Source organism: Oceanobacillus sp. J11TS1 (assembly GCF_018333215.1).
GTDB lineage: Bacteria > Bacillota > Bacilli > Bacillales > Amphibacillaceae > Oceanobacillus.
Genome location: NZ_BORO01000008.1, coordinates 107236 through 123596, shown reverse-complemented (window position 1 = coordinate 123596; position 16361 = coordinate 107236). Strand labels below are relative to the sequence as shown.

Genomic DNA, 16361 nt, shown 5'->3' with positions numbered 1-16361 from the left:
TCCGTTTTAGATGCTCTTCTTTTGCAAAATCGCGGCCTATCTTTCTGTACGTTACATTTATATGCTTACAGGACTCGGAACAAACTCTCGTCATTCATTATAACATAACGATTCGTAGTGTTTATACCAAATTTCAGCATTATTCGAACTTTCTAAGGATAGGGATAAGAAAAACTTATACAATAATTTTATTGTTCGTTATAATGAACGAATGAGATATAGCACTCTTTATTAGTGGATCTCACATCCGTTTCACTGGGCATCCTCCAAGATTCATAGAGAACAATAAAGGGGTATCCGATTTACCCCGTGCAGGTATAACGGATACCCCCTATTGTTTATCGGAGTTGCTTAAAGTGAAATGGGCTTTGTATCTTTCAATGGTGCTAACAGACGGTCTAAATGCTTCCATTCCAGCTCATCTAATTTCGTGATTACTTTTTCCTCTTCAAAATGCCATTGAGATGTTTCTAATTCACATGCTACTGGTACATCACATTTGATTTCAGCAAGCTTACGGGAGAGATGGAGCATATCCAAATCTGTTTGTAATTTATTCTGTACCCCTTTAGGCAGCTTCTCCATGTTCTCTAACAAATCATCAATTGTTCCATATTCCTGCAATAACTTTATTGCTGTTTTTTCACCAATCCCTTTAACCCCAGGATAATTATCCGAAGAATCCCCCATTAACCCTTTCAAGTCAATGATTTGTGCAGGGAAAAGCGCTTTTTTCTCGTAGAAGTTATCTTTATCAAAAACCTCATAATTACCTTGGCCTTTACGCATAATGATAACACTGATATTTTCTTTTACTAACTGAAGTAAATCTTGGTCACCAGAAAGGATAAGCACCTCATTTTCCTGGCTATATAAATTTGCGAGTGTTCCCATGCAATCATCGGCTTCAAAGTTTTCTAAGCCTATATTGGGAATATCAAATGAGTTCACGACATCTTTTACTAAGTCAAACTGAGGAATTAGTTCCACAGGCGGCTCATCACGGTTTGCTTTATACCCATCATATAATTCTGTACGGAAAGTTTTACTCCCCATATCCCAGCAGCAAATAACATGTGACGGCTGAAAAGTATGGATGGCATCTGTTAAATAACGTAAAAACTGATACACACCGTTGGTTGGAACCCCTTTTGAATTATACATAAAATTACCTCGGAAAGATGTTGCGAAAAACCCTCTAAATAGCAGCGCCATGCCATCTACTAATAAAACTTTATTTGTTGTCATTTCTATTCCCTTCCTCTCTGTATATATCTAGGATAACATCCATTTGTTCTTTTCGCTTAGCAAGATCTTCCATATCCACTTCAACAAACAAACGTTCAATAAACTGCTGATAAAGAATCGTAGCCTCATGTACAAGTTTTGTTTTTTCTTGTTGAATTCCTTTATCCCATTGCTGTTGGTAAGAGGAGCGGATAACTTGCGCACCTTGTTCCAAAAAATCTTGGATATCTGGCTCAATCAATTCATATAAATGCTCTTTTATGTCTTCCTTTTGATTTTGGACAAAGAAAGTTTTCGTATCTTTAAATTTACTAAATAGTTTTTGAAGGTCATTCCGCTTTTTAATAGAAAGCTTAATCGAGATATCCGGTGTATTAAAGGCGGTAATGTCCCATTCTGAAATAGAAAAGACAGGGTCAAGCTTTTTCGCTTTTTCAATCATCTCATGCTGATTTGTCTTCAATAAACTTTTTAATAAATGCTCAATTCGTAAAGAAATTGCTAATAATTCCTGATGCAATTCCTTTTCCATATAAGCGACTAATTGTTCAAATTGATTAGCCATCTGGTCTCTACCTGCTTTTCCTGACTCTGTAATGGTTGTAGGATTATAAATTTCTTTGAACAAATCATGAAAACGTATCGTAAAACGCTGGTTGAGAAAATAGATTTGCTTCTCTAATTTTTGATGCCAGCGATTTACTGTCGACGCGGTATCTAATTTTTCCGTCTCATCCATGATTTGCTGATAAGCATCATTTAATGCATTTTTGCGCTTCGTTTTTTCAGATTGATCAAGTTTTAATGATTGAATAAATTGCTCTAACGCTTCCCCTGTTCGCTGCATGTCACTGATTGCCGCTCTTTTGGCAAGAGCAGTTAAATCATGGTGAATAAAATCATAAAAGCGAGATTCAAACAACTGCATCTGTTCATTGAGAGGCGTTTTCTCTATTTTTTCTTCTAAAGACAGCTTGCTAGAGACTGGGAAGAGACGCGGAAATCGAATGCCTAATTGCGCTAGTTGATCTTTCACATAACCCGTTACTAAATCTAGCTCTTCCTGATTACTTGCAAGGTCTGCTGCATTTACAATGAAAAACATTTTATCTAATTCAAAGACATCTTTCACACGGCCTAACTGCATTAGAAAATCTTTATCCGCGCGAGATAAAGCGTGATTATAATACGTGACATAGAGAATCGCATCTGCATGTTTAATATATTCAAAGGATACGTTCGTATGTCTGGCATTAATGGAATCAGCACCCGGTGTATCTACAAGCGTAATTCCTTGTTTAGTTACCTCGCAATCATAAAAAAGATCCATTGAAGCAATGTAACAAGCTTTTTCTTCATCTGTCACATAGGATTCAAAATCCTCAAAAGTTATTTTTTTTGTAGATCCAATCACAGATTTAACTTGTTTATAACCTTCTAGTATCGCACTTAAATAAGCTTGATACATTTTGGGGAGGCGTGCATTGGTTAACACTTTTTCTTTTTCCAGCCATGTGATAAGTCCGTCCAGAGAAGTGTTTGGCGGTTCGCATTCTTTTGCCAATGTTTTTATATCATCCACTAGCATTTCCTCTGACTTAAAGGTCACGATAACGTCTCGGTGCCTGTTTTCATTTGTTACGGGACGAATACGATTGACTGCTGCAGTAGTTGGATTCGGTGATACAGGCAGTACACGTTCACCTAGAATAGCATTGGCGAATGACGATTTACCAGCACTAAATGCTCCAAATAAAGCAATTGTATAAGATCGTTCCGTTAGAGATATTCTTCGGTTCTTTAAATCTTGCTGATAACTTTCAAATCCTGGTAAATGGATAACGTTCAATACTTTATCTATATTACGGACAACATGTTGATCTGTCTCATGATATAAGTCGTTCTTTTTCTCTTCGTGTGTCTCCTCTTCAACTAGTACTTGCGATTCCTCTTCAAAAGTATCCAGATTTTCCGCCGCAGGTTTTGGAGGTACTTTGCGAGCTTCCAACGCATTCTTCATCTCTGCAATGATATCCGATGATATTTCTGGATCTGTTTGCTGCTCATCTAAATGCTTGAAATAAGCAGCCTCTTCACTTGCAAGCGCATGGTTTTCTTTTTGCTTTGCATCTGCATCTTGGAGCACTTCTAATTGTTGCGTCAGCTCTTGTAACTGCTGTTTATTTTGATCTTCTAGTTCCTTTCTAACTTCTTTAGCTAGCTGTTTCATCTGCTTCTTAAAATGTGCTTTCACACCAGCAGCAATTTCATTGGTATAATTTAAGACATAATCTCCATTCATAGTAGCACCTTGATGCAAATTACTTTCTAACCACGCTTCGTCCAAAGACCACTCTAAATAAGCGACTCCTTTCTCTTGATACGAGGAGTCTAGTTGATGGATTTCAATTTGCTCATACCATTTATCTCGAAGTTTCCATTTTAATGTTGTCTCCACGTTCTTTTCTAAAGCATTTACAAAGGCCTGCGTCCGTTCCTTTTTTGCCTCTTTTGTTTTTTTATTACTTTTAAATAACCCGCCAACTTTAAAGTCAGCCTGCGTCGATTCCAGATAAGCCTTCGCAAGCTCTCTTAAATCTGCTGGCATCAAATAAGCATTCTTGGAAGTTTGGTCAACTTCTTTTAAAAACGCCGCCTCTATATTGCCAGGTCTTTGCTTGATCTTGCTTATTTCTTTAGTCAGTGCTTCCATTTCACTTGCTAATGATGCTTCACTGACATCTTCCAAAGATTCTTCCTGACTCGCCATTTGTTGATGAATTTTATCTTTGTGATCATTCACGATTTGTCGAATACTTGCATCCATCGTCATGTACTCATCCTTGGACTCCAGCATGTTGAATACAGTGTCCTTCAGTGTTGACCACTCGTTATGCGGTGCTTCCGGATTTTTAAGAGATGTGTAGAAAATGGAAGAAGGGTGTAGATTCCATTGATCAAACGTTTGTTTAATTTTTTTATCAAATTCGACAAAAGGCAACTCTGCTTCATTATGCTTATCGATTTGGTTGATAACAATAATAAACGGCAGGCCATTTTCTTGCATCGCCTGTAAAAATAATAGATTGACTTCCGATTGAACATGATTATAATCCGTTACATAAATAAGAAAGTCCGATAGATGAAGAGAAGCTTCCGTTAACATTCTATCAATATCATCAGCAGCATCAATTCCAGGTGTATCTAAAATAGCTGTACGCGGCGGTAAAATCTTCTCACTTGTACTTATATGCAACTTCTTAATGTGATTTTTATTTTTGGTGAACTGTTTAATTTGCTCTAAGTTGTACGGTTCCCGGTATTCAACTACCTCGCCATTATGAAAAAACACGTTGGCCGTTCCTTCTCCTGAAGAGATTTTGACAACATTCGCACTGGTAGGGATGGGACTATTTGCTAAAATCTCCTGCCCCAGTAAATGATTAATTAAAGAGGACTTTCCTGCAGAAAAATGTCCTGTCAGCGTAATAATAAACTCTTGGTGTAAATATTTTTCCAGCATATCAAGCATCTTATCTGCATTCACTTTATCCCCCTTGTTTTTCATTTCTTGATAGAGGGATGCAATTTGTTTTTCCGTTACCTTTTTTTCCATATACGTGATCACAAGCCTTTACCCCTTTTCTACATATTCACATCGACACATAACGTTTATGATGTTTATTTCTGACTTTTATGTACCATTTCTATTATACGTAATATCGGTTCTGAATTCTAGGTATTAAAAAATTTAGTTTACATAATATTATTATAGTGAACTTTATTGCTTTAGAATTATTTTATTAAAATTGGCAAAATCGGGATATCACCTTGATAATCCGGAATTTAAAGGAGAGTCTTGGGAACTTTATCTTGAGATCATTGGAAAATGGCTTCACGTTCGTAAAATTTTGTACTTAAAAACGCTTAGGCAGCTTTTGACCTAAGCGTTTTAACATTGCTGTTGGAAATAATATATTATACAGGATATACCCCATGTTTGCGCTCTGTAAATTGCTTTTTCTTATTCTGATAAATCGAGAAACGTCTTATCAGTTCATTCCTGAGCTGATCTGGATCAATAATATCATCAATAATCATTTCCGAAGCTAAGCGATAGATATCAATATCCTCTTTATAGGCAGCTTGCTTCTCCTGGATATAAGCCTCTCTCTCTTCTTCTGGAAGTTTTGCAATTTTATTTGCTTCTACTGCATTTACTGCTGCTTCTGGCCCCATGACAGCAATTTGTGCATTTGGAAAGGCTAAGCAGCAATCTGGGTCAAAAGCAGGTCCTGACATGGCATATAATCCTGCTCCGTATGCTTTACGGACAATAACGGAAATTTTAGGAACAGTTACTTCAGCCATTGCAAATAGCATTTTTGCACCGTGACGGATAATCCCCTGTTTCTCTACTCTTGTTCCAATCATAAACCCTGGTACATCGGTTAAGAAAAGTAATGATATCCCAAATGCATCACATAATTGAATAAACTTTGTTGCTTTATCTGCTGAGTCTGTAAAAAGGACACCGCCTTTTACACGGGGCTGGTTCGCAATGATTCCTACACTTTGACCATCTATCCGTGCCAATCCGGTGATTAGCTCCGGAGCAAAACGCTTCTTCACTTCACAAAAACTATCTTTATCGATTGTACGATAAATCAGCTCATACATATCAAAAGCAGCGTTTTGATTTTCAGGAATAATTTCACTGATTGATTTGTCAAAGGCCTGTGGCTCCACAGAGGCTATCTTCTCAGGCTTTTCACGAAAATTAGCAGGGAAATACGTTAAATATTTTTGAGCAAATTGAATGGCCTCCTCTTCGGTATCAACTAAAACATCACCTACTCCTGAGGTAGTACAATGCATTTTTGCTCCCCCCATTTCTTCTAAGGAAACCTTCTCGCCAATCACCTTTTCCGCCATTCGTGGAGAGCCTAAATACATCGAGGCATTACCATCCACCATGACAACAGTATCGCAAAAAGCAGGAATATACGCCCCGCCAGCTGCAGATGGTCCAAATAATAAGCAAATTTGCGGGACCCTTCCAGAAAGTTTGATTTGATTGTAAAAAATACGTCCCGCTCCTCTTCTTCCGGGAAACATATCAATTTGATCTGTAATCCTCGCACCTGCAGAGTCAACAAGATAAACCATCGGTACTTCTAACCGTTCAGCAGTTTCTTGAATACGTAAGATCTTCTCTACTGTCCGCTGCCCCCAGCTGCCAGCTTTGACAGTAGAATCATTGGCCATCGCACAAACTGTTTGACCATTTATTTTTCCTGTAACAGTTATCACGCCATCTGCTGGCAAATCCTCAGCCATCACATTCGCAAATATACCATCTTCTATGACATCATGAGAATCAAAAAGGAGATTGATTCTTTCTCTTGCAAAAAGTTTCCCCTTTTCAGTATTGCTGTCATGATATTTTTGTTTTCCCCCCTTTTTAATTTTTTCAATACGATCACGCAGCTCCTTTTCCTTACTCATATAAGCATTCTCCTTCCTACTTTAGTATCCTTGATAATTGGGTTCTCTCTTCTCTTGAAAAGCAAGAAGGCCTTCTTTTCTATCTTTAGTCGGTATAACTTCTAAATAGGATTGGTGTTCTATTTGAAGCGCCTTATCAATTGGAAGCTCGATCCCTTGATTGATTGCTTTTTTGGCCTGTCTGATAGCGATAGGTCCATTTTTCGTTATCTGTTTAGCTAATTTGATCGTTTCACCTCGTAAATCCAAGAAATCGACTGACCGCTCAATCAGCCCGATGCCGAGCGCGTCCTCTGCTGAAATGGCTTTGGCTGTGTATATAAGCAGCTTTGCTTGCCCGATGCCTATCAATCTAGGTAATCGCTGCGTACCACCAGCACCCGGTATGATTGCTAGAGCCGTTTCTGTTAATCCTAACTTTACATGATTTGCCGCAATCCGCAGGTCACAGGCCAGTGCGAGTTCAAGTCCTCCTCCCAAAGCTGTACCATTGATTGCAGCGATAACTGGCACTTCTATTTTTTCGATCGCAGTGGCAACGCTGCCAATTTTCTGGACGGCGGCAATAACCTCTTTGTCGCTCATATTTTTCCTTTCTTTTAAATCAGCACCTGCACAAAAAGCTTTCTCTCCACTTCCTGTTAAAATCACACAACCGATTTCTTTTGTAGTCCTGATCTTTTTAATACAATCCTCTAATTCTGTTAATAATGCGACAGATAACGCATTTGCAGCTTTCGGCCGATTTAATGTTAATACTGCTATTTTCTCATGAATGATTTCATAGTTTACACATTGCACAGGCATACACCCCAAACTAATTTATTCAACGATAGCTATCGTATCTCCTTCATCAACAAAATCGCCTTCTTGTACTTTCCATTCCTTTAAAATACCTTTTTCCTCCGAAGCAATTGGAATTTCCATTTTCATAGATTCTAAAATAACAATATCTTGGCCTGCCTCTACTGCTTCTCCTTGCTGAACTGTAATTTTCCATACATTTCCTGCCATCGATGCTTTGATTTCCATATTAATTCCCTCCTGTTGTTGGTTGATAATATTTCCTTAAAAAGGATGTTTGTGTGTCTCCTTCTATAAATGCCTCATACGTTATAATTTCTTGAAGCATCGGTATGTTTGTTTTTATTCCTTCCACTTTAAATTGATGCAGTGTTTCTTTTAATTTATCTATTGCTTCGGAACGATTTTCTCCGTAAACAACGAGTTTGGCAACCATTGGATCATAAAAGGGGGTCACTTTATCTCCCGAGGTGACAGCACATTCGTTGCGAACACCTTCTCCTTTAGGCAATTCAAGTCTAGTAATTGTTCCTGGCGACGGAAAAAAACGAATGGGATCTTCTGCATAAATTCTTACCTCAATCGCATGCCCGTTTCTTTGTATTTCGTCTTGCTGAAACGGAAGTACTTGATTATTGGCAATATTGATTTGTTCTTTAACGATGTCAATACCCGTAATTTCCTCTGTTATTGGATGTTCCACCTGAATACGTGTATTCATTTCTAAAAAGTAAAAATGCTCCTTTTCATCGACTAAGAATTCAATCGTTCCAGCATTTGTATAGTGAATTGCTTCTGCAGCTTTTACTGCTGTCTTCCCTAAATTGACGCGAAGCTCTTCAGAAATGGCTGGAGAGGGAGCTTCTTCTAACACCTTCTGATTTCGGCGCTGAATCGAGCACTCTCGTTCAAATAAATGAACGGTATTACCATGATGATCTGCTAATACCTGTACTTCAATATGTCTGCTATTTTGTAGATGCTTTTCTAAAAACATTGCTCCATCACCAAAAAATGTTTCTGCTCTTTTGGAATTGTTTTCGAAAGCTTTTTGTAGTTCAGCGGCTGAATGTACTACTTCCATTCCGATACCGCCTCCGCCTGCAGAGGCTTTTAACATCACCGGATAGCCAATCTGTTCCGCAATAGCTACAGCATCTCTTGCGGAATCTACAGCGTGGTCTGTCCCAGGAATGACCGGCACGCCGGCTTTTATCATTGCTTTTCTTGCTTCAATCTTACTGCCCATCAATCTTAAAATGTCTGCTTCAGGCCCGATAAAAATGATATTTTCTTCCCTGCAGCGCTCAGCGAATGTTGGACTTTCACTTAAAAAACCATAACCTGGGTGAATCGCATCTACGTTTGAAATTTCAGCAACTTCCATTATTTTATCTAATTGAAGGTAGCTTTTCTGTACTTGTGAAGGTCCAATATGATAAGCCTCGTCAGCATCTTTTTTAAATAAAGCATTTTGATCTGCATCCGAATATACAGCTACAGTTTGAATGCCTAATTGTTTACAAGTACGAATAATTCTTCTTGCTATTTCCCCCCGATTAGCAATCAATACTTTTTTTATCATGGGCTTCCTCCCTTCTCTAGCAACCTAGAAGTCTTGCGATAACCACTCGCTGAATTTCTGAAGTTCCCTCGCCAATTTCTAAGAGTTTCGCATCCCGTAATAGTCTTTCTACTTCATATTCACGCATATAACCATACCCGCCATGAATTTGTATAGCTTGATTTGCTGCACGGAACGCCATTTCTGTTGCATATAATTTGGCGTATGCAGCTTCTTTAGAATAATTTCTATTTTGGTCTTTTAACCAGGCTGCTTTATAAACCATATTACGAGCAAGCTCAATTTCCATTGCCATATCGGCTAATTTAAATTGAATCGCCTGAAAGCTGGAAATTGATTTGCCGAACTGTTTACGGTCTTTTGCATATTGCAGGGAGCGGTCTAATGCGGCTTGGGCAATACCGACAGCTAATGCAGCAATGGAAATCCTTCCCCCATCTAGTGTTTTCAAAAATTGTTGATGTCCTTGATGCTTCGTACCGAGTAAATTCTCTTTGGGAACACGAACGTTATCCAAGATGACCTCAGCTGTATCAGATCCGCGAACTCCCATTTTTTCATAATTACTGCGAATCGTAACCCCTTCCGCATCTGTCGGGATAATGATGGCAGAAATTCTATTCTTATTGTTTGCATCTCTTTTGGTGACTGCCGTAACAATAATAAAATCTGCAAAGCTTGCATTTGTAATAAAACATTTTTCTCCTTGAATAATATAGTCATCGCCATCTAGCTTTGCAGTCGTTCTTGTACCTCCAGAATCTGATCCTGCATTTGGCTCTGTTAAGCCAAACGCTCCTAACGAACGCCCTTCAGCAATTGGCTTTAGAAACGTTTGTTTCTGTTCTTCTGTTCCAAAATAGTAAATAGGACTGGCTCCTAAAGAAACTGCTGCTGCATAGCTTAATCCAGTACTTCCACAGCAGCGGCCGATTTCCTCTACAGCGATAGCATATGAAATCGTATCACCGGCAGAGCCGCCATAGTTTTCAGGAAATGGAATACCTAATAAACCAAGCTTTCCCATCTCCTGAAAGATGTCTTCTGGAAAAGCAGCATTGACATCGATTTCAATTGCTCTTGGCCGTATTGTCTTTTCCGCAAAGTCAGAAACCATCTGCTGAATCATCTTCTGTTCTTTCGTTAAATCAAAATTCATCCTCGTGCCCCCTTTTGCCTAAAATGGAATCCATTCAATTATTTTTGTTAAATAAAATGAAGCTATCATCGTCTGGATTAACATCATTTATTTATCATACTTCCAATTAAATGGGTTAAGAACTTAAACTGCTCTTTTATTCACAATAGATTGGCAGATCATGCGATCAAACACAAATCACCTGTTTGAATGCGCTTCCATTCTATTTTATCAAAACCTGGGAGTTAGGCAAAGAAAAAGATAAAATGTTTTTTTGATTAGCGTAATGTTTTCTTTTTTCTTATAAAAAATCTCCCTAACGGTGCTGTTACACGTTAAGGAGATTTCCTTATTTCTTATGTTTCGTTGTCTGTATTTCCAAATGGTTTTTCATAAGTTGTTTCCTTATATACCTCGATTACTTCACCAGTTTGGTCGGTATCTACAATAAACGACCCATTGCTATAACGATCGGCTATGGACAACTCTAAAGGATATACTTTATGGGTTTCCCCATTTTTCGTTTCATAACAAATGGTTTCTTGCTTACTAACCATAAAAAATCCTTGAATTCGATGGGCTTTTTTCTTTAATTCTTTCAGCATAATTAACCCACGTTTCGCGCGGCTTGCTTTTTCAAAGGATTTTAACTTCATCCGTTTACAAGCTCCACGCTGTGTTATTACAAATAAATCTTTTTTTGCTTCTTGATCAAATACTTGTCCATTCACTACAAAATCATCATCCTTTAAAGCAATGGATTTTACGCCAGCTGCTCTTTGACCGACAATGGATACCTCAGCTTCCTCATACCATAAACCATAGCCCTTATTCGTAGTGATAAAAATATCCTTGTTTCCATCTGTACGACTTACTTGAACCAGTTCATCATTCCCTTTTAGATTTAAGGCAATTAATGCTTTTCCCCGACGCTGTGCTTCATAAAGCTGGAATTCGGTTTTTTTAACCATACCATTTCTTGTAAAGAACATTAAGAAGCCTTCCTCTTCTTTAAAATCACGAACAGGAATCACGTTAATCAGGTGTTCTTCTTTTTCTAAAGGTACGATATGGGAAATATGTTGCCCCATGTCCTTCCAGCGAATGTCTGGCAGTTCATGAACAGCACATAAAATATATCTGCCCTTATTCGTAAAGAGTAATAAATCATCTGTCGTGTTAACCTCTAATAGACTTATTGGATGATCATCATCTTTCAATGGTAAGTCTTGATTATTTGAAGCCGCATAGGAACGTAAGCTGGTCCGCTTCACATAACCATCCCTGGTGATAGAAACTAATACATCTTCGCTTGCAACCGTAACTTCAATATTAATCTTTAATTCTTCTACTTTGTCTTCAATATGGGTACGCCGAGCGTCTGTAAATTTTTTCTTGAGCTGTTTCAAATCACTCTTAATTGTTTGAAGCAATTTCTTTTCACTTTCAAGGATGGCAGAAAGCTTTTCCACTTGTTTCTGCAATTCTCTAGCTTCTTCCTCTAATTGAACAATATCCGTATTTGTTAATCGATAGAGCTGTAGATTAACGATAGCCTCTGCTTGAGGTTCCGTAAATCCGTACTTCATCATGATTTGATTTTTTGCATCTGCTTTATCTTTTGATGCACGAATTGTTGCAATCAATTCATCTAAGATCGAAATAGCTTTAATTAAACCTTCAACGATATGTGCTCTTGTTTTAGCCTTGTTTAAATCGAAGCGGGTTTGATTTGTGACAACCTCGCGCTGATGGCTGATATATGCGTCGAGAAGCTGTGGCAATGATAAAAGCATTGGCGTTTTATCTTTAATGGCAACCATATTAAAATGGTAGGTAATTTGTAAGTCTGTGTTTTTATATAAAAAGTTTAAAATACCTTCACTATTTGCATCTTTCTTTAATTCAACAACAATACGCAATCCAGTTCGGTCAGTCTCATCACGTACTTCAGCAATTCCTTCGACCTTTCGATCAATACGAAGCTCATCCATTTTCTTTACCATCGTTGCCTTATTTATTTCATACGGAATCTCTGTGATCACGATTTGTTCACGATTGCCTTTTAAGCTTTCGATAGCGGCCTTTCCTCGTACAACAACTTTTCCTTTTCCCGTCTTATATGCTTTTTTAATTCCTTCAATCCCTTGAATAATTCCGCCTGTTGGGAAATCAGGTCCTTTCAGCACACGCATTAAATCATCTACACTGACCTCTGGTTTATCAATGCGCATAATGACCGCATCAATTACTTCGCCTAAATTATGAGGAGGAATATCCGTTGCATACCCCGCAGAAATTCCTGTTGAACCATTCACGAGCAAGTTCGGAAATTTGGCTGGCAAAACAACGGGTTCATCTGTTGTTTCATCAAAGTTAGGAATGTATTCGACCGTCTCTTTATCAATATCCCGAAGAAGCTCCGATGCTATAGGAGATAATCTTGCTTCTGTGTACCTCATTGCAGCGGGTGGATCGCCATCGATACTGCCATTATTACCATGCATTTCAATGAGCCCATTACGAACTTTCCAGTCTTGGCTTAGGCGCACCATTGCTTCATAAACAGAAGAATCTCCATGAGGATGATAGTTACCAATAACTGTTCCAACCGTCTTAGCCGCTTTTCTAAAATTCTTTTCATGCGTATTTCTATCTACATGCATCGCATAAAGTATACGCCGCTGCACAGGCTTTAATCCATCTCTAGCATCGGGAAGTGCACGATCTTGAATGATATATTTACTGTATCTTCCAAAACGATCTCCTATTACTTCTTCTAAAGGAAGATCTAAATATTTCTCTGTTTGATCCAACTGGAATCACTCCTTACAATCCGAACTAATCTTCTTTATGAATATTTTCATTTTCTAAAATGGTGTCATCTTCTTCTAAACCAAATTTAACGTGTCCTTCAATCCATTTACGACGCGGCTCTACTTTATCTCCCATTAAGGTGGTGACTCTTCTTTCCGCTCTGGCAATATCATCAATCGATACACGAATTAGTGTGCGGGATTCCGGGTTCATCGTTGTTTCCCATAACTGATCTGCATTCATTTCACCTAGACCTTTATATCGTTGAATAATATAACCATTTTTTAATTCTTCCACCGCTTTTTTTAGCTCTTTTTCATCCCATGCATAATGTGTTTTTTCTTTCTTACCTTTGCCTTTGGAAATTTTAAATAGTGGCGGGAGAGCGATAAACACTTTGCCAGACTCGATTAAAGGTCGCATATAACGATAGAAGAAAGTTAATAGAAGCACTTGAATATGAGCCCCATCGGTATCTGCATCGGTCATAATAATAATTTTGTCATATTGAACATCATCCATATTAAAATCCCCGCCTACACCTGCACCAATCGTGTGGATAATGGTTGAGATTTCTTCATTTTTAAAAACATCCTGTAACTTGGCCTTTTCTGTATTAATGACTTTTCCTCGCAGTGGAAGCACTGCTTGGAATTTACGGTCCCGGCCTTGTTTTGCGGAACCGCCCGCAGAGTCTCCCTCTACAAGATATAATTCATTCTTTTTCGGGTTTTTCGATTGTGCTGGCGTTAACTTTCCGCTTAATAATGTATCTTTTCTTTTTCTTTTCTTGCCGGAACGAGCTTCTTCCCGCGCTTTTCTTGCTGCTTCCCGTGCTTCTTTCGCACGAATCGACTTTTTAATCAGCAAAGAGGACGTTTCTGCATTTTCCTCTAAAAAATAGGTTAGGTTTTCAGATACGACGGAATCAACTGCAGAACGTGCTTCCGTTGTTCCTAATTTCCCTTTTGTCTGTCCTTCAAATTGCAATTTATTCTCCGGGACACGAACGGATACAATCGCTGTTAAACCTTCTCGGATATCCGTTCCTTCTAGATTTTTATCTTTCTCTTTTAGTAACCCGGCTCTTCTTGCATAATCATTTATGGTACGAGTGATTGCCGCTCTTGCTCCAAACTCGTGTGTACCTCCGTCACGCGTCCGTACGTGGTTTACAAATGAAAGCATATTTTCAGCAAATCCGTCATTGAATTGAAAAGCAAATTCCACTTCAATTTCTGACTGTTCTCCTTCAAAGGAAACGACAGAATGAAGAACGTCCTTTTCTTCATTTAGCCACTCTACAAATGATTGCAATCCCTCCGGATATTCGTAAACTTGCTGTTCGCCATTATGCTCATCTTTTAATTCAATTTTTAGCCCTTTTAGTAAGAACGCAGATTCTCTTAAACGTTCAGAAATAGTTTCAAAGTTAAACACCGTTGTAGAGAAGATGGTTGGATCTGGCTTAAAATGAATACAAGAACCTTTTTTTCTAGAAGGCCCTTTATCCTCGAGAGTGGTTACTGGTTTCCCGCCGTTTTCAAAACGCTGTTCGTATTTATGTCCCTCGCGATAGGTTGTAACCGTGAGCCATTCGGATAGAGCATTTACGACAGATGCTCCTACCCCATGTAAACCTCCACTTGTCTTGTAACTTCCTTGACCAAACTTTCCTCCTGCATGCAGAACCGTAAAAATAACCTCGATTGTGGGCTTTCCTGTCGCATGCATTCCAATCGGCATACCGCGGCCTCTGTCCTCTACAGAAATACTGTCATCTTTATGTATCGTTACCGTAATTTGATTGCCGTGGCCAGCCAAGGCTTCGTCAACTGCATTATCAACAATTTCATAAACAAGATGATGTAATCCACGAATGTCTGTACTTCCTATATACATTCCTGGTCGTTTTCGTACTGCATCTAGCCCCTCCAAAACCTGGATAGAACTATCAGAGTATTGATATTCCTTCTCCACGAATCATCTTCTCCTTTCAAAACTTCCTCTATACACATAATAGAACTTTTGTTCTCATTTGACAAATAAGAAGTATAAAACTTTCCTTTCTGTATAAGCGTGACTATATTATTCAGCCAAAGACTTGGGGAATCATACATTTTCTAATAAAAGAAAAAAGCACAGAGCAATCATTCAGCAACAAACAAACCTGGTTACAAGACTTTCGATAAGAACCTGTAAGTAACTGAATGCTCAGAGCCTTAGATAGTTACACTTATAAAACGCATTTTCTTCTTCATTGGGTTTAAATTATTTAGTGCTTGTTTGTACAACTATAGAGCATAATCTGTTTTTTAGTCTAGTCTAAGCATACTAACTTTCTATAAATAAAAATATATTTCAATTCATAACAGACTTTTCACCAAAATCTGCGGAAGACAAAGGAGATGTAGTTACGCTTTTAGCGACAGCTACGGAAACAACACTACACTCGTTCATGTCATTGCCATGTTTCTACGATAAATTCCAACCACAGATTTTGGCGTTAACCTAAAAACAGTTTGCCTTCTTAAAGCAGGATTTAACGCACGATATCAATGTTTACATCATTTAATATCTTATTTGAAAAAACGAAGAAAAGCAAGGTAATCCATTCATTTAAGGTTATTCAAGATGGAGATCTTTATCGCGGGGGATAATTTATAGTTCTACAGAAACACCCTTCACTGGTTCATCTTTAAAGTGCAATAAAAAGCTAAAGTCTGGCTTATAACACCTGACTTTAGCTCTCTAGAACACATATGAAAAGCCTGTAAATCAGTAAATCTATGATGTAAAACTAACTTTTTATGTTATTTATCCTTAAAACTTTATTTCAATAAAACAGCATGAACTACTTTAATGCAAAGATCCATCACTACTTCAAAATCATGTTCTTTTAAAAAGTCATAAGCCTCTTTATTTATGATTCCTTGCTGCGCCCAAAACATTTTACAGTCAGTTTGTACAGCATCTTTTGCAACATCCATCAAATACTCAGGGCGGCGAAATACATTAATAATATCAATGGATTCCTCAATTTCTGCTAAAGTGCTATACGCTTTTTCTCCGAGAACTTCATCAAGCGTAGGGTTCACAGGGATAATTTTATACCCTTCCTCCTGCATTCGTTTAGCAATTTGATGCGATGTTCTTTCTGGATTAGCAGATAAACCAACAACCGCAATGGTTTTCGCATTCTTAAGAATTTCTTTTAATCTTTCTTTACTTGGATTTTCGATTGACATGATAATTCCTCCC

The 16361-nt window shown here is 38.1% G+C and carries 10 protein-coding genes; all 10 read right to left on the bottom strand.

All coding sequences use genetic code 11. The annotated features are described in order from the left end of the window. Positions 1–351: 351 nt before the first annotated feature. Complete coding sequence (locus tag KI343_RS08850) at positions 352–1248, bottom strand: 5'-3' exonuclease (RefSeq protein WP_212926045.1); 897 nt, start codon at positions 1246–1248, stop codon at positions 352–354. Then, positions 1235–4876 (bottom strand): dynamin family protein, encoded by a 3642-nt coding sequence (locus tag KI343_RS08845; protein ID WP_244856869.1) that lies wholly within the window; start codon positions 4874–4876, stop codon positions 1235–1237. Before KI343_RS08845 ends, KI343_RS08850 begins: the two co-directional genes overlap by 14 nt. 350 nt (positions 4877–5226) lie before the next feature. Beyond that, a complete protein-coding gene (locus tag KI343_RS08840; protein WP_212926044.1) occupies positions 5227–6756 on the bottom strand; it encodes an acyl-CoA carboxylase subunit beta in 1530 nt (509 codons plus the stop codon). Between the two features lie 21 nt (positions 6757–6777). After that, on the bottom strand, positions 6778–7563 hold the full coding sequence (locus KI343_RS08835; RefSeq protein ID WP_212926043.1) for an enoyl-CoA hydratase: 786 nt from the start codon (positions 7561–7563) through the stop codon (positions 6778–6780). 15 nt (positions 7564–7578) lie between these two features. After that, positions 7579–7788, bottom strand: a complete 210-nt coding sequence (locus KI343_RS08830) for an acetyl-CoA carboxylase biotin carboxyl carrier protein subunit (RefSeq protein ID WP_212926042.1) — start codon at positions 7786–7788, stop codon at positions 7579–7581. A gap of 1 nt (position 7789) precedes the next feature. Continuing rightward, on the bottom strand, positions 7790–9145 hold the full coding sequence (locus KI343_RS08825) for an acetyl-CoA carboxylase biotin carboxylase subunit (protein ID WP_212926041.1): 1356 nt from the start codon (positions 9143–9145) through the stop codon (positions 7790–7792). A gap of 16 nt (positions 9146–9161) precedes the next feature. Next, a complete protein-coding gene (locus KI343_RS08820; RefSeq protein WP_212926040.1) occupies positions 9162–10304 on the bottom strand; it encodes an acyl-CoA dehydrogenase family protein in 1143 nt (380 codons plus the stop codon). A 335-nt stretch (positions 10305–10639) separates the two neighbouring features. Then, entirely contained in the window at positions 10640–13099 is a 2460-nt protein-coding gene (gene parC, locus KI343_RS08815) for a DNA topoisomerase IV subunit A (RefSeq protein WP_212926039.1), read from the bottom strand. Between the two features lie 25 nt (positions 13100–13124). After that, positions 13125–15080, bottom strand: coding sequence for a DNA topoisomerase IV subunit B (parE, locus tag KI343_RS08810; RefSeq protein WP_212926038.1), 1956 nt, complete (start codon positions 15078–15080; stop codon positions 13125–13127). An 851-nt stretch (positions 15081–15931) separates the two neighbouring features. Further along, positions 15932–16348: a CoA-binding protein gene (locus KI343_RS08805; RefSeq protein WP_212926037.1), complete on the bottom strand. Its 417-nt coding sequence runs from the start codon at positions 16346–16348 to the stop codon at positions 15932–15934. Positions 16349–16361: the final 13 nt, after the last annotated feature.